We start from the raw sequence: 21,211 nt of genomic DNA on the forward strand, positions 1-21,211 counted from the left end.
CAATCACAGTTGAGAAGGTACTCATGCGCATTTTTTTGCCACTCCTTTGCTTGCTTGCGGTTGCCAATGGCCTGCCCGCTCATGCCGTGAGTTGGCAAGCAAGTGGGAGTGAAAAGGAACTCCTGCTGACCAAAGGGGTTGGCGGGCTGACGCTTCTTCATAACCGGGCAGGGAAGATCCATCGTTCCACACGGGCGGAGATATCCAAGAGTGCGGTGATAACCTCCCTGAATGCAGAAGCGCTTGCTGGTAATGCTGAGGCCGTCTTTGGGCTGGCCGTGGCGCATGAGATGGGGCACGGTGTGCCGCGGGATCTACCCGTTGCCATGGAGCTTTATGAAAAAGCTGGTGAGATGGGGTTAGCGGCTGCTTACAACAATCTGGGTGAAATCTACCGGCAGGGCAAGCATGGTGCGCCTGATGCGGAGAAAGCACGTGAGCTTTACCAAATTGCTGCAGACTGGGGGGATGCCTGGGCGCAGAACAATCTTGGCCTTCTCTATTTGCATGGCATCGGTGTGGCGCGGAATCCAAAACTGGCCTTTTATTGGGTGAAAGGTGCTGCCATGGCCGGGTTGATGCAGGGCATCGAAAACCTTGCTGGCCTGTATCGTGATGGTGTTGGCGTTGAGCGGGATACCTCGCGTTCTCGTGTGCTTTATCGCAAAGCTATTTCTCTGGGCTCTATAGATGCGCATGTGCCTCTTGGTGAGCTGCTGGAGAATGGGGATGGCGGCGAGGCGGACCTTGCTGCTGCAATCCGGCATTACCGTGTTGCGGCTGGTGAGGGACATTTGCTGGGCAACCATTATCTTGGCACGCTTTATGAAGACGGGGTCGGGGTCAAGCGAGATCTTGAACTGGCTTTCTTTCATTATGAGCGGGCCGCGCGGCGCGGGTTGGCGCGATCGCAGTTTGCACTGGGGCGGTTTTATCTGCTTGGGCAAGGAACGGAACCAAACCTGGAAAAGGCGATCCGGCTTTACAAAGCGGCGGCCAAGCAGGGCAATGCACAGGCTTTGAATGATCTGGGCGTGCTTTATGAGAACGGGCGCGGTGTCCCACAGTCCTATGAGTTGGCGCTGGAGTTTTATACGGCGTCCTCAGCGCGCTTTCCGTTTGCTTTGACCAATGCCGGGCTGCTCTACCTGAATGGGCGCGGTGTGCAGCAGGATGTGGACCTGGCGAAGAAGCTGTTCCAGCAGGCCTCTGAAAGAGGAGAGCCTGTGGGAGACGTGTTGCTAGGCAAAGTCTATTTGCAGGGCTTCAATGAAGAGCCGAACCCAGGTGAGGCGGCACGGATGTTTCTGCTTGCCGCGTCCAAAGGCGTGCCGGAAGCGTTTTATCTGCTTGGATACTGTCATGAAAGCGGGCGGTGTCTGGGCCGCAATCTCGTGAAGGCTCGTGACTTTTACAAGATGGCTGCTGATCAAGGATATCGTGAAGCCGAGAGGGCATTGCGCCAGCTTGAATGGCGCTTGAGAACTCAGAGCAATAATTAGAGCATGTTGCGCTCATATGCATTCACGCACCAAGCTCTAACTCTTTAATTTTGCGCGTATTCTTATCCGAAAACCGGAACCACTTTTCGGGAACACGCTCTAGATACAAAAGAGCCGATGTTGAGCCGGCTCTTTCAGGCATTCATGCATGCCTGTTATTTGCTTGGTGTACTCTGGTTGGCCTTGTCCATCGGCACGGGGCGCACGATGTTGAACCAGAAATCAAAGCTGTCCAGCATTGCCAGCAGATCGGTCAGTTTGGAGGCTTCTCCATCCACTGTGATCATGCCGGATTTGATGGCCTCATCAAAGGTTTCCATGCCCAGCATGATGTTGTCGAGTGTGCTTCTGTCCAGTGTCACCGTGACGTCTGCATTCTCCAGCTGGTATCCTTCAATATGACTGAGCGCTGCGTTCTGCAGTTCCATTGCATATTTCTGGTCTGTATCCGGGAAAATCCAGTTCAGCTTGATTTGCTGATCGCCCGCCTTTGTGTTGTTCAAACGCATGGCCGCGTAATCAAAGAGCAGATCCACATCCATAGAGCGGATGATATCCGGGCTGGCCGTATCAACGGCAGGCAGTTCCTGAATGCCGGACCGAAGTTCTTTAGCGCCGGAGAGGTAGAAGTTGCGCCATGGACCGGATTCTGCCTGGTAGCCGAGCTGTTCTAACGCGTCTGCCTGCAATTGTGCGGCATCTTCATTGTCTGGCTCTGCGAAGACCAAATGGTTGAGCACTTCTGCTACCCAGCGGTAATCACCCTTGTCAAAGGACTCCTGCGCTTTTTGGAGCAAGATCACCGAACCGCCCATGAACTCGACGTATTTGGGGCCAGACAGGCGTTCTGGATACTCATGCAGTGTGGCGGGGTTGCCGTTGAACCAGCCCAGATACCGCACGTAAGTGGATTTTACGTTGTGGTTGAACGAGCCGTAGTATCCGCGGGTGCTCCAGTCGTTTTGCAATGTTTCTGGCACTTCCAACATCTCCGCAATCTCAGTCATGCGGAAGCCATGGTTGGCCAGTCGCAGCGGTTGATCGTTGATGTAGCGGTACAGATCGCGCTGGTTGCGCAGGTGTTTCACGATGGTGTCATTGCCAGACAGATGCCAGTGGTGTGGGGCGAAGAGGACTTCAACGTCCTTACCGTACTTGTAGATGGCCTCGTTGATGTATTTGGACCAACCCAGTGGATCTCTGAGTTTCGCGCCACGCAATGAGTATGTGTTGTGCATTGTGTGGGTGGCATCTTCTGCGGTGCAGAGAGCTTTGAACTCCTGAATGTAGAAGAAGAACTCTGAGGGAGCCTCTGAATCCTGAGCCATCCAGAAATCGAAGGTGAGGCCATCGATCTTATGGGTTTCGCCGTTGTCCTTGATGATATCGGTTGGCGGAATGAGCGTGACCGTGCCGCTTGATGTGGTTGGACCGAGGCCCGCGCCGACCTGCCCTTCCGGAGAGTGCGGTAGCAGGTTGCCGTACATGTAGGAGGCGCGTCTGCTCATGGCGTTGCCGGCCATTACGTTTTCTGAGACGGCGTGTTCCATGAAGCCTTCGGGGGCATAGATTTTGACTTTGCCGCTGGCGACATCGGCTTCATCCACCACGCCGCGGACACCTCCGAAGTGGTCTACATGGCTGTGGGTGTAGATGATGGCTTTGACCGGCTTCTTGCCGCGCTGGGCATAATAGAGCTCCAGAGCGTAGCGGGCGGTTTCCTCGGAGATCAGCGGATCTACGATGATGATGCCTTCATCGCCTTCAATGAAGGTGATGTTGGAGAGGTCTGCCGCGCGCACCTGGAAGATACGTTCTGACACCTGGAAGAAGCCGCTCAGCAAAATGAGCTGGGACTGACGCCAGAGGCTTGGGTTGACCGTTTCAGGGGCAATGGAGCCTTGCATGATGAAGTCAAACTTGGAGAGATCGTAGACGATATCACCCTTGGCGTTTTTGACCACGCCGCCGTCTGGCAGTGGAGCGAGATAACCTGCCTGCGCATCCTTGAAATCTTGCTCATCGGAGAAATGCAACTGCTTCAGGATGTTTTCATAAAGATCTCCGGTGAAGCGTGTCGCCGATTTGGTGATGGTCTCTGCGGTGGTCGCGGTGAGCGAGAGAGACCATGCGATGCTTACGGTGGCAGTTGCGCACAAGATTTGGCGGGCAAGGGATTTCTTGGTTTTATTGAGCGTCATTCCCGACCTCCAGAGTAGAGTTGCCCTTCTCCTTATAGGCGTGCGGTTAAGGCCTCAGCTCAACCGCTGTTTGAAATGAGGTTTTTGGTTGCTGAAGGCCTAATGAAGCGCTGCAACCACGGGTTAATGCGTTGAGGATATGTGTTTGTTGAAGCGCACCATGAGACGTTCTGAAGGATCCACTCGGACAAAGCCGTATTGGCTGTACAGGTCGTGAGCATCGGGGGTTGCAAGGCCGATACTTTGAACCTCTTTGACGTCTGGATGTGAAAGAACTTCCTCCAGCAGGTGTTTGGATAGTCCTTTGCCGCGATGTTCTTCAAAAACGAATAAGTCACATAGATAGGCAAACGTGAGTTTATCTGTGATCACGCGAGCAAAGGCGACCTGTTCTCCACTGGGTAAGTAAGCGCCAAAACAGATGGAGTTGTTCAGAACGGTATCGAGTGCTTGTGGTGGTAGTCCTTCCAAGCGCCCGGACACCTCAGAAAGGAACTGGTAGACACGTTCCTTTTCAATTTTCGAGATATCGGTGCTGAACGTGATCATCGGTTCGCCTCTGCTTCAGTGTGAACACACCTCGCTTGATTGAGGGAAGGTGCTTTCTTGCGCAGTTTATTTCTTGGCGGTTAAGTGATCTCTTAAACATGCAAGGCGCTGGGTTTGTTGGTTAGCGCCTTGCGCATATCATATGAACAAATTGTAGGAGGAGTGTGTTGTGGTCTGCCCTCCTAAGCTTTCTGATAGGCCGTCTTGTTGTGCCGTTCCATCATGCGGTCCGGGGCTCCAAGTGGGGTGAAGCCGAATTGTTTGTAGAGGTCGTGTGCATCTGCTGTTGCCAGCAGGACGCGGCGGAGGCCTTGCAGTTCGGGGTGGGCGTCGATTGCTTTCATGAGCTGTTTGGAGAGGCCTTTGCCCCGATGAGCGGGCGTTACAAAGACATCGCCCAGATAAGCAAGGGTGGCTTTGTCTGTGATGACGCGGGCGAACGCAATTTGCTCTCCGTTTGGCAGATACAGCCCGAAGCAAAGTGAGTTTTCTATGGATCTGTCAAAGACATCCCGCGGTAAGCCTTTGCTCCAATAGGCGTCTTCTGAGAGGAACTGATAGATCTTGTCGCGCTGAAGTTTGTCTTTGTCGGTTGAGATTTCGATTTCCAGAGTTTGGGTCATTTTGAGCTGCTTAGGTCTGTCGTTTAGGAGGTTTGGAGGCTGGTTTCAGGCTTTGGAGCCCGGACGACCAGCAAAATTGCGGCGGAGAGCAGAGTGAGTAAAGCGGAAAACTGGATGGTGTTTCCGAATGTGGTGATGCTTGCCACTGTGCCGGTCATCATGTTGCCAACCAATGCGCCAGCAAAAATGGCGTTTGTGTAGGATGCGGTGGCGATCCCTGGTCGATGCGGTGCGTATGCCTGTATGAATGTGAGGCCAAGCCCGACGTTGATGCCGTAGTACAGACCTTCCAGTGCGCAGAGCAGGTAGATTTGTGAGGGCTCTGTTACCCGTACAATCAGTAGGAAGAAGAGTGTTCCAAGCAGAGCTGAGAACAGCATAGCGTTCTTCTGGCCCAGCTTTTGAGCAGGCTTAACGACAACAAAGATGACTAAGACTTCGACGAAGCATTTGACTGAGAAGGCGAGGCCCGGGGTTGCTGTTGGGAAGCCCATCTCCTCAATGAAGAAGACGGGACCTGCGGATACAAAAATGACGTTGGCCGAGGTGAGTGCGAATATAGGCAGGCAGGCGAGGATGAGGGCGAACGGAACTGGTTCAATCCTGCCATTCTCACTGGTCTTTATTGGATGATGGGTGGTGAAGCTTTTGGGAACGATCCAAATGCCCATCGCCAGCCAGCAGATGCTGATGACGCCGGCTGTCGGGAAAATGGAGCTGACGCCGAACATACCGTAGAGCGTGAAGGCCAGCGGCGTGCCGACCATCCAGCCTAACGACATGGCAATGCGCAGGTGGGAGTTGAACTTAGCAGGTTCCCGATTGGTTTGCTCTGCGAACAGGCGGCCAAAAGAGAACATGGTGGAGAGCACGCCACCTGAGACACCCATGAGCGGGACACCCATCAGAAGCATCCAGTAGGCTGGCACTGTTGATTGAAGGCCCATGTTGAGCATGTAAAGCGTGGAGCAGAATATCAAGATAGGCTTCAGCCGTGCGCCAGCATCAATGCGCGCACCGAAATAGCGGTTTGAAAACAAAGTGATGGCGGTTGAGCCGACGATGTAGACCGCGAGTTTCCATGCTGGCTCGCCAAGCTCTGTGACAACATAAGAGCTGTAGAGCGGGATGAGGCAGGCAATCGCCAGAGAGCCAATGAGCATGTAGACGTGAATCAGTATTGGGAAACGATCCAGCATTGCCAGAGCCGCAGGAATAGAGCGCATGGGGAATCCAAAGGTGGTGGGGAAAGACTTATGGAGTCTCGCGGGAATGTACGTATTGATACATCTCCTTGAATGAAATGCAAGCAGGAGATGTTATCGCGCTTTTATGCGCGCTGATCCAGCCAGCGCAAATGCTCAGGATGTTTGTGCGAGCTGCTGGTGTTGGGGGGGCTTGATGACCAACAGGATCAAGGTGGCCAGAGCTGCAAGGACGACGCTGCTCAGGATTGTGTTTTGGAAAGTGGTGTAGGATGCGACAAGCCCAGTGAGGACATTGCCTGCCAGACCGCCAACGAAGATGGCATTGACGAAGTAAGAGGTCGCGATGCCGGGCTTGTGGCGGGCATAGTTCTGAATGAACGTGATGCCCACACTGGCACAAATGCCATAGTACATGCCCTCAATGATGCAGAGCATGAGCACTTGCTCAACGGAATTGGCGCTTGTGATTGTTGCAAAGAAGAGCATGGCACCCAGACCGGAGAGCAACATCATATTCCGTTCGCCAATCCGCTGTGTCGGCTTGATTGCAAAATAGATGATGATGACTTCAAAGAGGCTTTTGGTTGCAAAAGCCCAGCCGGGGACGGAGACCGAGAGGCCCATCTCCTTAATGAAGTAAACGGGACCTGCTGAGAAGAATACGCTGTTTGCAGCAGACAAGGCGAACACGGGAACACATGCGATCAGCAACATCATGGGAACTGTATCTGCAGTGCTGCTTTCCTGAGCATGTTGCTTGATGTGGGTTTTCAGCGTTGCGGGGATGAACAGCAGGCAAAGGGTGAGCCAGATAAAGGCTGAAATGGCTGCTGCAAGATGGATTTCCTGAAACCCATAGGTCCCATAAAGCAGGAAGGCCGCAGGCGGACCGAAGACCCACCCAAGCGACAGGCAAATGCGCATGTGAAGGTTGAAGGTGCCCGGATCGCGTCCGGTCTGCTCTGCAATCAACCGGCCCGTGGAATACATGGTGGACAGAGCGCCAGCGCTGATGCCGATCAACGGAATGCCGAAAATGATGAGAGACAGGTAGGAGGGGGCAGTCAACTGGATGAGAGCATGAACAGTGAAGGCGCAAATGTTGATGAGAAGCAATGGTTTGACGCGGTTGCCACCATCAATGAGACCACCAAAAATGCGGTTGGTGGCAAGAGACACGACTGAAAAACCACCGATGACGAGCGCAAGATTAAACGCTGGTTCCTGCAATTCCTCAATGATGTAGGTGCTCAATAATGGGATTACGAAGGCAATCGAAAATGCGCCGAAAAACATCACTGCGAAAAATAAAATTGGGAACTTATCAAGTCTTTGTAATGGACTGCTAATAGGATTCAAGAAAAACTCCACGCCCTAACCTTGCAAAAGATGGTTTCGGGCCAATCGCTCTAATACTACGTAAATTACCTGATGAGGGTGTCGTGTAAAGTGAGCAATTTTAAGCACAGAAAAACACAGTGAAGGCCCGGGTTTTTCTGGATGTCATGTATCTCTAAGCCTTTGGAAGATTATTGATTATTGTTGATCGGATAAAGGTGAGCTGGATTTATTCTGTTTGAGCATCGCTGCTTTGCTTCTCGAATATTGACGGTTGGTTTTTTTGAATTGGCTGGGATATTTTTGGAGTGGTTGGTGGGAGGTCTGCATGCTCTTTGCCTTTATTCTTGCTCTTACGGGTATTTTATTCGGTGGCCTTATCGCCATCTTGTCAGTCTATGCGCTGATTAAAGAAAAGCGATTTGTTGACAATGAGGGGCGTGTTGTTGAGCTTGAACTTCCATTTTTTGGCAAGCTGAAAACAAACGCGGCACCGATTGCTGTGACGTTCATTGGTGGAGGATTGATTGTCTTTTGCCTGCAGCAATTTGGCAATGCTCCCAACCTGACTGAGCTTGTTGCTACGGTCAGAATTGAACAACCGCATTCCGTCAACATGGTTGCGCTGGCCGTTGTTAGCGATGAATGGGATTCCGTGGAGAGTTGGGGGAGCGAGGAAGAGCTTGAGATCAAGTTGACCGTTCCCAGCAACTGGAAGTCTTACAATGGATATCTGGTCCCGCTGGGCGACCCGGATGTTGCTCCCCGATTTTTTAATGCAGGCGAGAAGTTTAAACCGACCGTTGTTTTGAGCAAAAACCGCTAAGGAGGAGCGTAGATGATGATCCGGCATTTCGCTCGTTTTGTGATGTTTTTCGCCTTGGTTTTGGTCAATGTGCCAGCGTTCTCAATGGGGGGATGCGAGGGGAGTGATGCCGTGACAGGTGCGCCTGCGGCCTCGGTGTGTGGTCAGGCGGTTGATGATCAAAATGAACCTATTGCGAATGCTCCATTGCTGCTGAAAAACAAGGATAGCGATAAGGCCATTACTGTGTTCACGGATGATCAGGGTTTTTTCAGAGCTTATAATCTTGATAGCGGCGAATACTCAATTGAGCTGCCAGAGGGGCTAGCAAAAGAGTTTTCGGTTGCTCCCTCTGATGAAGCTTTGCCTGCCAGCAGTGTTGCAAGCAGACGAGACAAGAAAACCATAGAGATTAAAGAAAAGAGCTTCTTTCAGAACATACTCAGCTTGCAGCCTGAGGCCGTTGATGCCGGAAAAATTCAGCTTGAGGTTGAGCCGAACCGGCAGAGATAAAACTGGGTGATCAGGTCTTCAGTGCATTGATCTTTATAAAAACAATCAGAGCGGCAGTTGAGGTTCAGTTCAACTGCCGCTCTGATTTTGTTTTATGCGTATCCTGCGATGAGGATCAGATTAGTTCTTCGCTTTGTCGACCAGCTGGCCAGCGGAGATCCAAGGCATCATTTCGCGGAGCTTTGCACCAACTTCTTCAATTGGGTGCTCGTCGTTCAGGCGGCGTGTTGCTTTGAACTTGGCGCCACCAGCCTTGTATTCCTGGATCCACTCAGAAGTGAAGGTACCGTTCTGGATTTCTTCCAGTACGCGCTTCATTTCTGCTTTGGTCTCAGAAGTCACGATGCGTGGGCCAGTCTGATACTCACCCCACTCAGCAGTGTTGGAGATGGAGTAGTTCATGTTCGCGATGCCACCTTCGTAGATCAGGTCTACGATGAGCTTCACTTCATGCAGACACTCGAAGTATGCCATTTCTGGTGCGTAACCAGCTTCGGTCAGAGTTTCAAAGCCAGCGCGGATCAGCTCAACCAGACCACCGCAGAGAACTGCCTGCTCACCGAACAGATCGGTTTCACACTCTTCACGGAAGGAGGTTTCGATGATGCCGGAACGACCGCCACCAACGCCGGATGCGTATGCCAGACCGAGGTCTTTTGCGTTGCCTGTTGCGTCCTGGTGAACAGCGATCAGGCACGGTACACCGCCGCCTTTCTGGTATTCGCCGCGTACGGTGTGGCCTGGGCCTTTTGGTGCAACCATGAGAACGTCGATGGTGGACTTAGGCTCGATCAGGCCGAAGTGAACGTTCAGGCCGTGTGCGAAAGCGATTGCTGCGCCGTCACGGATGTTGCCTGCGATATCTTCTTTCCAGATGTCTGCCTGCAGCTCATCAGGAGTTGCCATCATCATCAGGTCTGCGTCTTTTGCAGCTTCAGCAACAGTTTTACAAGTGAAGCCGTCTGCTTCAGCTTTCAGGCGTGTTGTGGAACCTTCGCGCAGAGCGATGGTGATGCCTGCAACGCCGCTGTCTTTGAGGTTCATTGCATGTGCACGGCCCTGAGAACCGTAGCCAATGATGGTGATGTTCTTGCCCTTGAGCAGGTTCAAATCGCAATCGCGGTCGTAATATACGCGCATGGTACTACCCTTTGTTTCGCCCGTGCCTTTCCCAAAGCACGTATGGTCTAGTTTTTGGTTTGCGTTTCCCTGAAAATCTGTTTCCACTTTCCAGAGAGGCGCTTTAATTCTGTGCTCCGTAGAGCTGTATGAACTGTTTGACTGCTGTTTGGGCAGCCAGTTCCAAGTCTTTTGCCGATGCCTGTGCGGTGCCGCCCAGAAGCATGCGGATGTGCTGATCGCGGACGACCAGCCCGTAAAGTGTGCTGTAGGCTTCCTGCGGGTCTTCGCAGTGCAGGTAGCCAAGTGTGCATCCTTTTTCCAGCAATGCTGTGGTCTGTCTGCCAATGCGGGCGCGGCCACTCTTTTCGAGGATGGCGCCAAGACCGGTTTCAGATTTGCTGGCTTGCCCGATGGCAAGTCTGTTCAGGGCCAGAGAAACGTCGCCGGAGATGGTCTCCAGCAGGTTTCTGGCAAATTCTTCCAATGCGGCGCGCAGGCCGTCTTCGCTCATGTTGGCTGCGGGATCAGCTCCCGGAATAACCTTGGAGGCCTGACGGGTCACGATTGCAGCCAGCAATCCATCGCGATCTCCAAACCACTTGTAGAGGCTCTCTTTTGAGCACCCCGCAGCGCGAGCGATGGCGGCTGTTGTCAGCGCCTTTTCGCCGCCTTCCACCAGCAGCTCCAGCGCTTTGTCCAGTACCGCACGCTGGCGGTCTGTAAAGTCTGGTTGTTCTGGCTCAGTGGACATATGCGGTTCTAATTCCAGCGGTTTGGCTTGTTTGATTTTCTGTACCGTACGGTACGGTTCGGTTATGCCGTAGAATCGAAATGGATGCAACAGGAAAGTGAGGGAAAATACAGCGTGGGCGCAATAAAATTAGGTGTCTTAAGGTGAGTTTGATTTGATCCTTTCTCATTCACACAAAAAAATGCCCCGAAGGTCTGTGCTCCTCCGGGGCATTACTGATCTGAACTAAAGTCAGTTCAGTTGGGGGCTCTTAAATTATGCATGTGCCGTATTTGAGCTGGCAGATGCATCGTTGTTTTGATCCATGCCACGATCCACTTTCCATGGGCGATACATTTCTAGCGCAATCATGACGATGATGAGGGCAGCTGCGGTGATGAGACCGAGCATCCAGAAGGGCAGGGATGGGAACAGATCCGCGTAGGTGATCTTGCCAAGGCTGCCCATGTCCAGCACGCCGTCAATGAGGGATTTGTTGTAGCCGTAAAACGCTGCACCCATGATGCCGCCGATGATGGTGAGCCATGCGTCTTTGTAGCCGCGGCCAATCTGGGCGAAGACTGTGCCCGGGCACGCGCCTGCGATGGCGATGCCTGCGCCGAGGATGGTGCCGCCGACGATGATGTTGCCAACAACAAAGCTTTTCGGGTGCAGCTCTGCAAGGCCGAGTGCAGTCAGGCCTGAGAGGACGACCAGACCAGTTGCTGTTGCTGCGAGGAACATTTTAAGCATGGTGTAGTCTTTGAAGAGGAACTGGCCGATGAGCACGCCAGGTTCCATGACACGAGACTTTTCCAGTGCGACACCGAAGATGATGCCCATGGTGAGGCCGAGGATAACAAGCCAGAAAATTTCCATATGACCTCTCCTTAGGATGCGCGTTTGTAAAGAAGGTTGGCGGTGACGATGCCACCTGCGAACATGGCCGCAACAGCGACGCTGGAGCCAACGCTGAGCTGTGCAAGGCCGGAGATGCCGTGGCCTGATGTGCAGCCGCCTGCGATGCGGGCGCCAACCAGCAGAACGAAGCCACCGATGAAGCCTTGCAGGAGACGAACAACCGGGGCTGAACTTGCACCGATGGTCTTCCAGCTGGCAGAGGAGAAGCTGGCTTTACGGCCACTTGCTTTGTAGGAAATCAGAGCGCCCAGAGCGATGCCGATCACCAATGCGCTTTGCCAGAAGTATTTGTCCTTGGACATGTACTTGGCGAAGTACTTGATCTCCGTGATGCTGGAATCAAACAGCGAGAAGATGAAGCCGGTGCCGGTGACGAAAGAGGATGAAGCCCCCAGCGCAGTATCAACCAGGAGAAATGCCGGGATTTGCAGGAGCCCAATAATTATGCCCGCCAGGTAGGGGGACCAAACGTTTTGCCTGAGAAGATCCAATTGATTGCCCTCCGATCTCTCTCTAATTTAGTATATTAATATATTCTAATAAACTAATATACAAGAGGGATTTGTAGGGGAAGCGTGATTTAGATGAGCTGAATGAATTTGTCCTTCCAACAAGATCATCCAGATATAACGCAATAGTTTCATTGGCGTTGGTTAGGTTACCTGTTGTTTGCTGGATGAACATCCATCTGCATTTCAAATATATGAAATATGGAATTCATAGTCCTACTATTGGTTATTGTGAGACCGGCGTTTTCCTTCAGGATGTAGTTGCTTTGCATTTGGGAGGGATGATGTCTTTATTTGAGTATAAAGGGAATGACGCGCGACAGCTCATGTCTGATGCTTTGGACTTGATGCTTTATAGTTATCACGGGCTGGATGATGCGCTTGGGAGTGCGTATCAAGCCAACGGGTTCTCGCTGGGAACACTGGTCGGAACTCTTTGGGGAACTGAAGACCAGGCCGGATTGTTGAGCGGGGAGAGTGAACAAGCGGCACGTGACAGGATTGAGGAGAAGGGATGGACGGTCCTTTCTGCTGCTGATCTTGGGTATGATGGTGCAATCGTTGATCACAACGGGACGTTTCAGGGAGAGACGTTCAAGTTCAAAGATGCTCAGGCAGACGTGCTGGCCAAGTATGATGATCAAGGCAACATCACGCAGGTTGCGCTGGCGTTTCGTGGAACGACGGGGACATTGGACAACATTGTTACCGACACGATTGGGGATGTGATCGACTATCTTGAGTTCTTCAAGGATGAACCGCATTACGTTGAAGAAGCGTTCGGCGGGCTGCTTGCTGCGCTGAAGGATTTCATGGTTGGGCATGGACTGGATGGCAGCGATCTGGTTGTGACAGGCCATTCGCTGGGTGGCGGTGCTGTTGCCAACATGGCAGAGCGCAGCAATGACTGGCTGGATGGCTTCTTTGTGGATGCCAACTACATGGCATTTGCCAGCCATTATACGCCGGAGGATGGTGCGGCTGTTCTAGACAGCGGGGCTGAGCTTTTCAGCTTTGATCTGGAAAACGATCCGGTGCCCTCGACGATCTCGTCTGATGGTCTGGATTTGACGGGTAACGATACGGACTACGGCTACGACACCAGCAATATCGTCATTTTCAATGATTGGTATGATACACCGTTGTTTTGGGATGGGGGCGGATTGCTCAACCTGCCGAGCTGGTCGGCGCATCTGCCTTTCAACTACAGCACGGCATTCAATGCCATCAACGCCTCCGCGTTCTATAGCGAGATGAACCGGGACAGTGTGGTGATTATCTCCGGGCTTTCTGATCAGAAACGTGATGATACGTGGGTTGAGGATCTTCCAATTTTGCTGGACCCAACCGGTCACCATGGACAGGATGCCTACATCCTCGGATCAACCTCCAATGACCTGCTACGCGGGAATGATGGTGATGATGCCCTGGAAGGGTTTGCTGGTGATGATCATCTGCGCGGGGAAGATGGCAATGACCAGCTGCTTGGCGGTTCCGGTGATGACATTCTGGAAGGTGGAGATGGTAACGATGTTCTGCGGGATGGTGCGGGCCGTGACTTCCTCGTTGGGGGAGATGGTGCCGACACGTTCTGTTTTGCGGATGATGGTGTGAAGGATGTGATTGATGACTTCGACGTTGGCGAGGACACCATTGATCTATCTGCAGCTGGTGTGAGCTCATTTTCAGAGCTGGATATCGATGAGACAGTTTTGGGAGGATGGATCACCATATCCTACGGCAATGATGTGCTGGAGGTGGATACGGGGTGGTTGTTCACTCATAGCCTGAGCGCTGAAGACTTTGTCTTTGCGTAGCAGTTGATTGGCTTCTCTCGCTGAAGAAGGTGAGGGGAGCCTAACTTGCGTTTTCTATGGCGCGTGTTTGTGCCCGATAGGCGCGTTCGTTCTTCAGCAACTGAGGGGCATTGAGAGTGCTGATCGGGACGGATTTGTCCTTTGGGATATCCTCTGTCACCTGTAACGAGAGATAGCGGAGGCAACATACACGCAGGAAGCTGGTGAAGTTGCCCAGGTCATGTCCTGCTTCGATGGATTCATTGTGCAGACGTGTCAGAAGCTGGCCAACGGACATGTCGTCACGCTTAGCGATCTCTTCAAGGATGGTCCAGAAGTAAGTTTCCAACCGCACGCTGGTGACCATACGGTCAATGCGAAGGGAGCGTGTTGTACTCTCCCACAGGTCAGTATCTGCTTTGATGAAAAGCTCGCACATGGTCCCCTCCGCAATTGTCTAGTGCTGCTTCTTAAGCATAAGCAGGCTGGTTCAGCAGAGCAAGGAACTGCTTGAGCCATGCTGGATGAGCAGGCCATGCTGGCGCTGTTACAAGGTTGCCATCAGTGACTGCGTCAGCCACGTCGATGTCAGCGAACTTGCCGCCGGACATGGTGACCTCTGGTGCGCAGGCCGGATAAGCGGAGCAGGTTCTGCCCTCTAGCACGCCAGCAGCAGAGAGAAGCTGAGCACCGTGGCAGATGGCTGCGACCGGTTTGTTCTCTTTGAAGAAGTGACGCACCATGTCCAGAACGGTTGGGTTCAGGCGCAGATATTCAGGTGCACGGCCTCCGGGAATGACGAGTGCGTCATAATCTGCCGGGTTGATGGCGTCAAAACTGGCGTTGAGCGTGAAGTTGTGACCGCGTTTTTCGGTGTAGGTCTGGTCACCTTCAAAGTCATGGATGGATGTTGCGACTGTATCGCCTGCCTTTTTATCCGGGCAAACGGCGTGAACATCATGACCAACGGCGCCTAAGGTCTGAAACGGCACCATGGTTTCGTAATCCTCGGTGAAGTCACCGGTGATCATAAGCACTTTTTTGGCAGACATGTTTCCCTCCCAGATGTGACTGCGAGGGAAACGTAGCAAGGGAAGAGGCTGAGCGGGTAATAGCGTATTACTACATAGCTCAGCCTTATCTCAGAGGCTTAGTCGACTTCGTTGGTTGAGAGGGAAATCCAACGTTTCAGCTGTGGCAGATCAGAGCCTGCTGCTGTGCGGTCGTTTTCCTGCAATGTTGTGGTGCCGAACTGGAAGAATGCGCCAAAACGGAACTCATGAATGACCGGTTCGTCGGATTCATCACCTTTGATCTGGAAGTCATGACCATTGTAGGAAGCGCTGAGACCAACTGGCAGAGCGGTGAAGCTTTGTTTAAACTCCGCACCCCAGCTGAAGATGTTCACTTCACCGTTGCGTGCTTCGCGCGGGTTCGGGTGATTGTAGCGATCACCACTGACGTAAGACAGAGAGCCGGTCAACTTGGTGTTTGGTGTGAAGTAGTAGCTTGCGCCACCACGGGCAAACAGGCCGTTGTCGATGGTCTCGTTCTGGTCGTCATCACCATCAAGGAAGCCAGCCTGACTGAACAGGGTGATGTCCTGAAGGTAATACTGGCCTTCAACGCCGATGAACTGGAAGGTTTTGGTGGAGGTGTCGTCTCCGCCGTCAACGGTTACACCACCGCCGCCAAAGACACCGAACAGGCCTTGCTGTGGGTCTTTGTAAGCGAAGTGGACTGCTCCCAGACCGTCGCGGAGGGTGTTGTCACCGTCCTTGGTGTCGAACTGGTAGTATTCGAGATCTCCATCTACCTGCAGGCTGAACTGCTGGAAGAGTGGCAGAGCGTAAGATCCATAGAAGCCAAGGGTGTTTGGTTCCTGATCTTTCGTGTCGATCTGATCAGCCTCAAAGAAAGAGCGACCAACGTTGACGCCGACAAAACCGCCTGCGTTAAGCTCTCGTGGAGCTTCTGTTTGGTGGTTGGCTTCTTGTGCACTGAGTGGATGTGCGGCAAGAGCCATGGGGATAGCCAGGAGGTATAAAGAGCGCATGTTTCTATTATTCTTGATGGGGTGTCCTTAGGGAACGTCCAACCTAGCAGAAATCCGTATCCTTACAATTTTCTGGCAATAAACTATTAGTTATCTCTACGAGTGTTGCTGATCTGCACGGTGGGTATGGGGGCACTTATTTTCATCATTTCATAGGCTTGATGTGGTTTTTGTCGATAATTCGTGTCGAGGCGCCTGTGTACCAATTACACTGCTGAGGTAATCTTGAGGATTTACTTGCAACTTGTGCGGATGCGAGATTTAGTTTAAAGGTCGCCAAATTCTTCCATGTTTTGCAATCAGCGTTGACTTTAAGGTGCTTTGTACATCTTGGAGTGGATCAGGCATGACGACATTTTGGGAACAGCAAGCCGCCTCAAAGGAAGGGCTGGCCAAGCAAATCGCACAGTTGAGGCAGCGGGGCGTACATTCGGTTATCACGCAGGTGCCAGATATGAACGGGCTTTTGCGGTGCCGACTTCAGCCTCTTGATGGGTTGGAGAAGGGGTGTTCCACCAACTCCTCGCTCTATCTTATTCCTCACGGAGACGGGCAGCCTGCTGGTGAGCAGATCTACGAGTCTCCGCACGTCTGGTATCACACCGGCTTTGGCAATTTGCACAGTCTGGCAGATAGCAACACACTGTTTCAGCTGGGGTGGCGCCCCGAGGTTTCAGAGGTTCTGCTGAATTGTTATGAGCGGAATGGTGCGCGTTTTTCATTGGATTTGCGGCGTCCGCTGGAGATGCTGGAAGAAAAGCTTGCCGAGCTGAAACTCACCATGAAGGTTGGGATGGAGTTTGAGCTAGGGATCTTTCATTTTGACCGGACATTGGTTGAAGCAGGGCACCACCACAAGCTCAAGCCGTTTGGTCATTCCTTGCAATATGACTCAGTCAACCGTGATCCGGACTACATGGACCTGATGGAAGCGTTTCGTGCGCGTATGGACTCGCTTGGCATTGGGGTTTCCTCAATGGAGAGTGAGATTGGTTGGGGGATGTATGAGATTGCCTTGTCGCCGACTTCACCACTGCAGGCAGCTGACAATGCAGTACGAGCACGTCATCACCTGAAAGAGCTGTGCCGGGAGCATGATCTGATAGCGACTTTCATGGCGCGTTATCAGCCGATGGGGCAGGATTCTGCGTGCGGAACCCACGTGCACATCAGCCTCTATGACGAGATGGGGCACAATGTGTTTTATGATCGGGAGGCGGTGCTGAGTGAGCGGGGGAGGTTCTTTGTAGCCGGACTTTTGGCGCAGATGCAGGCGTCTCATCTGGCGTTTCGGCCAACGATCAATTCTTACCGCCGGCTTTCCCGATTTACTGGTTGTCCTGAAGAAGTGTGTTGGGGAGATGAGCACCGCGTGAGTGCGGTGCGCGTGATTTCCAGTCCTGACCCGCAGGCGGTTCGTTTGGAGCATCGGTGTCCGGGGGCTGACACTCATCCGTATATCATCGTGCCTTTGATTGCTGCCGCTGGGCTGCAAGGTCTTCATAAGGGGGAGGAGCCACCGGCAATGCTGATTGGTGATCCGGGGAAGGATGAAAGCTTGGAGAAGTTGCCGCGATCATTAGAAGCGTCACTGGAGCTTTTCCGGGAGAGTGAATTTGTGAAGGAGGCCTTGGGGGCGTCGCTGGCGGATCAGTATGCACGTAGCCGGGAGAATGAGCTGAAGGCGTTCAAGGCATGGATTGAGAAGGACATCACCAGCTTTGAGTTTCTGCGGTATTTTGAAGGGGTTTGAATTCAGCAGCTACATACAAAAAAGCCTGCTGTAACGGATCACAGCAGGCTTTTCTTTGAAACGGGATAATTCTTAGAGTTCTGTCGGCTCACCAAGGGCGTGGCGGAAGCGGCGAACGCTTTGAGTGAAACCGTGTTCCAGAGCGTCAGCGGTGAAGCCGTGGCCAATAGAGACCTCTGAGATGTATGGCACGCGCTCAATTAGAGCAGGCAGGTTCTCAACGGTGAGATCGTGACCTGCATTGACCAGAAGGCCTGCTGCTCTTGCCGCTTCTGCGGTGGCAACGACTTTTTCCAGCTCGACCTTCTCGGCTTCCTTGTCAGAATGACAGGCTCCATAAGGGCCGGTGTAAATCTCGATACGCTCAGCGCCTGCTTCAGCTGCAAGAGCTGGCTGGCTTGGTTCCGGATCCACGAAAAGTGATGTGCGCACGCCCCAGGACTTCGCAGTGCTGATGGCTTCTTTCAGGAGATCCATGTTCTCTGAGAAGTCCCAGCCATGGTCGGAGGTCTGCTGGGACGGGTCGTCCGGTACAAACAGAACCTGCGTCGGGCGGGTTTGCTCCACCAACTCCATGAAACGCTCATCCGGATAGCCTTCGAGGCACAGCTCTTTGCCATGCAGCTCCTCACGTAGCATTTTGGAAATGTCTTCAACATCTGTGCGGCGAATATGGCGTTCATCCGGGCGTGGGTGCACGGTGATGCCTTTGGCACCTGCATTGAGGGCGAGGGCTGCCAAATGCGTCACGCTTGGCCACGGAACGTCGCGGCGATTTCGCAGAACTGCTACAGCGTTTACGTTGACGGATAAGCGGCTAGGCGTCTTCATGGAGCATACTCTTTTTTGAGTCAGGGCATGTCGCCTTTATACGCCATGCTCTGACTTTTTTATTCTTCACGTACCCTTATCCGAGAACCGGTTCCCACCTGTCGGGGATACGCTCTAGATTATCAAAATAAAACGGCGTCTTCACAGACTTGCAAAAGACGCCGCTCAATATCAATAGGACAAAATTGTCCTCTAACTGTTAAATTTCATCCTGCAAGTCTTTAAGACCTTGGGACCCACGTGAAAGTGCGGCAACGCCCGTACGTGAAACCTCAACAAGACCCAGTGGTGTCAGGATTTCGATGAACTGATCGATTTTATTGGTGCGGCCTGTGATCTCGAAAACGAAGTGATCAATGGTTGCATCAATGACAGTTGCCCTGAAAGCTTCTGACAGACGCAAGGCCTCCAGACGTTTTTCTCCTTCACCACGCACCTTGATCAGCGCCAGCTCTCGCTCAAGCGGCTTTTCCTGATTGGAGTTGCGTGCTGCAACGGTCAGATCCCGGACGATATGCACCGGTACGAGACGATCCAGCTGGTGACGGATCTGCTCGATGATCTGAGGAGTACCTGTGGTCACAATCGTGATACGGGAAACGTGCTTCTCGTGCTCCGTTTCAGAAACACTGAGACTGTCAATGTTGTAGCCACGGCCAGAGTACAGACCAATCACGCGGGCAAGAACACCCGGTTCATTGTCTACAATGATAGATAGGGTATGTGTTTCGAGGACATCGCTGGTTTCGGCTAGGAAATAAGCCGATAGAGCGTCTGTTTTCTGTGCGTTCATAATGGTTCTCCCAGCTTACCTATACCAATGACTTGCCAGCGGTGTCGATGGCGTTTGCAACGGCTTCATCAGTTGCTTCATCTGGCAACAACATTTCGTTGTGGGCTTTGCCTGATGGGATCATTGGGAAGCAGTTGGTCAGCTGAGCGACGCAGCAATCAAACAGAACCGGGCCAGGTGTTTCAATCATTTCCTGAATGGCGTCATCCAGTTCACCTGGTTTGGTGACACGAATGCCTTTACCGCCATAGGCTTCTGCCAGTTTTACGAAGTCAGGCAGGCTGTCCGTGTAGGAGTGGGAGAGGCGGTTGCCGTGCAGCAGCTGCTGCCACTGGCGAACCATACCCATGTAGGAGTTGTTCAAAATGAACGTTTTAGGAGCCAGACCATGCTGAACGGCTGTCGACATTTCCTGAATGTTCATCAGGATGGAAGCATCGCCTGCAACGTTGATGCACAGCCCGTCTGGATGAGCAACCTGTGCGCCAATAGCTGCTGGCAGGCCATACCCCATTGTGCCGAAACCACCTGAAGTCAGCCAGTGGTTTGGAGATTCAAAGCCAAGGTACTGCGCCGCCCACATCTGGTGCTGTCCAACCTCGGTGGAGATGTAAACATCCTTGCGGCCTTTGATGGCTGCGTTCAGACGCTGCAACGCGTACTGAGGCATGATGACATCGTCACTGTGGCGGTAAGACAAGCAATCGCGTGCGCGCCACTTGGCGATCTGTGTCTGCCATTCCTTCAGCTCTGGCTGAGAGCGGAAGCTGGAGGCGCGCCAGATGCGAACCATGTCTTCCAGAACGTGAGCCACATCGCCAACGATCGGCAGGTCAACATGAACGATCTTGTTGATGGAAGATGGATCGATGTCCACGTGAATCTTGGTGGAGTTCGGTGAGAAAGCGTCGAGACGGCCCGTGATGCGGTCATCAAAGCGTGCACCGATACAGATCATCAGATCACAATCGTGCATAGCCATGTTGGCTTCATAGGTGCCGTGCATGCCCAGCATGCCGAGCCATTGCTCACCGGATGCAGGATAAGCGCCCAGACCCATCAGGGTGGATGTAATCGGGAAGCCTGTCTGATCCACCAGTTCACGCAGCAGCTGGCTTGCAGCTGCGCCGGAGTTGATGACGCCGCCGCCTGTATAGAACACAGGGCGTTTGGCTTTTGACATCAGCTCAACAGCTGCGCGAATGGCAGTCATGTCGCCTTTCAGCTGCGGGCGATAGCTTTTGTGGTTGCTCGGGTTTGCCTGCGGGCCTTCATAGGTGCCGGTGGCAAACTGCACATCCTTTGGAATATCGACAACAACAGGGCCTGGACGACCAGATTGTGCAACATAAAATGCTTCATGGAGAATGCGAGGCAGATCATCAACGTCCTTCACCAGCCAGTTGTGCTTGGTGCACGGGCGGGTGATGCCAACGGTGTCACATTCCTGGAACGCATCTGACCCAACAAGGTTGGTTGGGACCTGACCAGTGATGCAGACCATAGGGATGGAATCGAGCATGGCGTCTGTCAGGGCAGTCACCATGTTGGTTGCGCCCGGACCAGAGGTCACCAGAGCAATGCCGGCTTTTCCGGTAGAGCGTGCATAGCCTTCAGCAGCATGGCCTGCGCCTTGCTCGTGACGGACAAGGATGTGCTGGATCGCATCCTGCTGGATCAGCTCATCATAAATGGGTAGAACTGCACCACCAGGGTATCCAAATACATGTTCCACCCCGTTGTCCTTCAGCGCCTGGAGAACCATTTCAGCGCCTGTCATCTCCCGTTGCATCATCAAGTCCTTGTTGCCTGTATCTGCTCGTTTTGCCTGATTGAAGGGTGTGCAATCAATCCGACTGTTTGTTTTGCAGGGGTGCTCTTTTAAACATCGCTGCGAATTAGCCATAAAAAAAGGAGCCGTTTGGCTCCTTGTGCGCGTCTAACCGTTCCGAGTGAGCTAG

Annotated in this window: 20 protein-coding genes; 5 read left to right on the forward strand and 15 right to left on the reverse strand. The window is 52.8% G+C overall.

Features of this window, described 5'->3' with window-relative positions:
- Positions 1-23: 23 nt before the first annotated feature.
- Complete coding sequence (locus tag PsW64_RS09195; protein ID WP_063303416.1) at positions 24-1,502, forward strand: tetratricopeptide repeat protein; 1,479 nt, start codon at positions 24-26, stop codon at positions 1,500-1,502.
- 155 nt (positions 1,503-1,657) lie between these two features.
- Here PsW64_RS09195 and PsW64_RS09200 read toward each other — a convergent pair whose 3' ends face one another.
- The 5 genes from PsW64_RS09200 to PsW64_RS09220 all read right to left on the reverse strand — a co-directional run bounded on the left by PsW64_RS09200 (position 1,658) and on the right by PsW64_RS09220 (position 7,442).
- Positions 1,658-3,703, reverse strand: a complete 2,046-nt coding sequence (locus PsW64_RS09200; protein WP_063303417.1) for an alkyl/aryl-sulfatase — start codon at positions 3,701-3,703, stop codon at positions 1,658-1,660.
- A gap of 123 nt (positions 3,704-3,826) precedes the next feature.
- Complete coding sequence (locus PsW64_RS09205) at positions 3,827-4,252, reverse strand: GNAT family N-acetyltransferase (protein WP_063303418.1); 426 nt, start codon at positions 4,250-4,252, stop codon at positions 3,827-3,829.
- A 182-nt stretch (positions 4,253-4,434) separates the two neighbouring features.
- Positions 4,435-4,875 (reverse strand): GNAT family N-acetyltransferase, encoded by a 441-nt coding sequence (locus tag PsW64_RS09210; protein ID WP_063303419.1) that lies wholly within the window; start codon positions 4,873-4,875, stop codon positions 4,435-4,437.
- A 23-nt stretch (positions 4,876-4,898) separates the two neighbouring features.
- Positions 4,899-6,101, reverse strand: coding sequence for an MFS transporter (locus tag PsW64_RS09215; protein ID WP_063303420.1), 1,203 nt, complete (start codon positions 6,099-6,101; stop codon positions 4,899-4,901).
- 135 nt (positions 6,102-6,236) lie between these two features.
- Positions 6,237-7,442: an MFS transporter gene (locus PsW64_RS09220; RefSeq protein WP_208980684.1), complete on the reverse strand. Its 1,206-nt coding sequence runs from the start codon at positions 7,440-7,442 to the stop codon at positions 6,237-6,239.
- A 307-nt stretch (positions 7,443-7,749) separates the two neighbouring features.
- On the opposite strand from PsW64_RS09220, the gene PsW64_RS09225 reads away from it, so the two are divergent.
- Complete coding sequence (locus tag PsW64_RS09225) at positions 7,750-8,247, forward strand: hypothetical protein (protein WP_063293866.1); 498 nt, start codon at positions 7,750-7,752, stop codon at positions 8,245-8,247.
- Positions 8,248-8,259: 12 nt separating this feature from the next.
- Entirely contained in the window at positions 8,260-8,739 is a 480-nt protein-coding gene (locus PsW64_RS09230) for a carboxypeptidase-like regulatory domain-containing protein (protein ID WP_063303422.1), read from the forward strand.
- 120 nt (positions 8,740-8,859) lie between these two features.
- Here the strand turns inward: PsW64_RS09230 and ilvC are convergent, their stop codons facing one another.
- The 4 genes from ilvC to PsW64_RS09250 form a co-directional block, all read right to left on the reverse strand.
- Positions 8,860-9,879, reverse strand: coding sequence for a ketol-acid reductoisomerase (ilvC, locus tag PsW64_RS09235; protein WP_057465770.1), 1,020 nt, complete (start codon positions 9,877-9,879; stop codon positions 8,860-8,862).
- A 103-nt stretch (positions 9,880-9,982) separates the two neighbouring features.
- Complete coding sequence (locus PsW64_RS09240; protein WP_057465771.1) at positions 9,983-10,612, reverse strand: TetR/AcrR family transcriptional regulator; 630 nt, start codon at positions 10,610-10,612, stop codon at positions 9,983-9,985.
- Between the two features lie 255 nt (positions 10,613-10,867).
- Positions 10,868-11,470: a YeeE/YedE thiosulfate transporter family protein gene (locus PsW64_RS09245; RefSeq protein WP_063303423.1), complete on the reverse strand. Its 603-nt coding sequence runs from the start codon at positions 11,468-11,470 to the stop codon at positions 10,868-10,870.
- Positions 11,471-11,481: 11 nt separating this feature from the next.
- Positions 11,482-12,003 carry a YeeE/YedE thiosulfate transporter family protein gene (locus PsW64_RS09250; RefSeq protein ID WP_063303424.1) on the reverse strand — a complete coding sequence of 174 codons (522 nt, stop codon included), beginning with the start codon at positions 12,001-12,003 and terminating at the stop codon, positions 11,482-11,484.
- Between the two features lie 302 nt (positions 12,004-12,305).
- Here PsW64_RS09250 and PsW64_RS09255 point away from each other — a divergent pair, with 302 nt between their 5' ends.
- Entirely contained in the window at positions 12,306-13,838 is a 1,533-nt protein-coding gene (locus PsW64_RS09255; protein ID WP_208980685.1) for a hypothetical protein, read from the forward strand.
- Positions 13,839-13,878: 40 nt separating this feature from the next.
- Here PsW64_RS09255 and PsW64_RS09260 read toward each other — a convergent pair whose 3' ends face one another.
- The 3 genes from PsW64_RS09260 to PsW64_RS09270 all read right to left on the reverse strand — a co-directional run bounded on the left by PsW64_RS09260 (position 13,879) and on the right by PsW64_RS09270 (position 15,843).
- On the reverse strand, positions 13,879-14,256 hold the full coding sequence (locus PsW64_RS09260) for a ribbon-helix-helix domain-containing protein (RefSeq protein WP_063289897.1): 378 nt from the start codon (positions 14,254-14,256) through the stop codon (positions 13,879-13,881).
- A gap of 31 nt (positions 14,257-14,287) precedes the next feature.
- Positions 14,288-14,869 carry a DJ-1/PfpI family protein gene (locus PsW64_RS09265; RefSeq protein ID WP_063303426.1) on the reverse strand — a complete coding sequence of 194 codons (582 nt, stop codon included), beginning with the start codon at positions 14,867-14,869 and terminating at the stop codon, positions 14,288-14,290.
- A 98-nt stretch (positions 14,870-14,967) separates the two neighbouring features.
- A complete protein-coding gene (locus PsW64_RS09270; RefSeq protein ID WP_208980686.1) occupies positions 14,968-15,843 on the reverse strand; it encodes a hypothetical protein in 876 nt (291 codons plus the stop codon).
- Positions 15,844-16,219: 376 nt separating this feature from the next.
- On the opposite strand from PsW64_RS09270, the gene PsW64_RS09275 reads away from it, so the two are divergent.
- Entirely contained in the window at positions 16,220-17,626 is a 1,407-nt protein-coding gene (locus PsW64_RS09275) for a glutamine synthetase family protein (protein ID WP_063303427.1), read from the forward strand.
- A 72-nt stretch (positions 17,627-17,698) separates the two neighbouring features.
- On the opposite strand, the gene PsW64_RS09280 is transcribed toward PsW64_RS09275, so the two are convergent.
- The 3 genes from PsW64_RS09280 to PsW64_RS09290 form a co-directional block, all read right to left on the reverse strand.
- Positions 17,699-18,457 carry a pyridoxine 5'-phosphate synthase gene (locus tag PsW64_RS09280; RefSeq protein ID WP_063303428.1) on the reverse strand — a complete coding sequence of 253 codons (759 nt, stop codon included), beginning with the start codon at positions 18,455-18,457 and terminating at the stop codon, positions 17,699-17,701.
- A 199-nt stretch (positions 18,458-18,656) separates the two neighbouring features.
- Positions 18,657-19,250, reverse strand: coding sequence for an acetolactate synthase small subunit (gene ilvN / locus PsW64_RS09285; RefSeq protein WP_057465780.1), 594 nt, complete (start codon positions 19,248-19,250; stop codon positions 18,657-18,659).
- A gap of 19 nt (positions 19,251-19,269) precedes the next feature.
- On the reverse strand, positions 19,270-21,042 hold the full coding sequence (locus PsW64_RS09290) for an acetolactate synthase 3 large subunit (RefSeq protein WP_063290139.1): 1,773 nt from the start codon (positions 21,040-21,042) through the stop codon (positions 19,270-19,272).
- Positions 21,043-21,211: the final 169 nt, after the last annotated feature.

It is taken from the genome of Pseudovibrio sp. W64 (genome assembly GCF_001623145.1).
Lineage (GTDB): Bacteria > Pseudomonadota > Alphaproteobacteria > Rhizobiales > Stappiaceae > Pseudovibrio.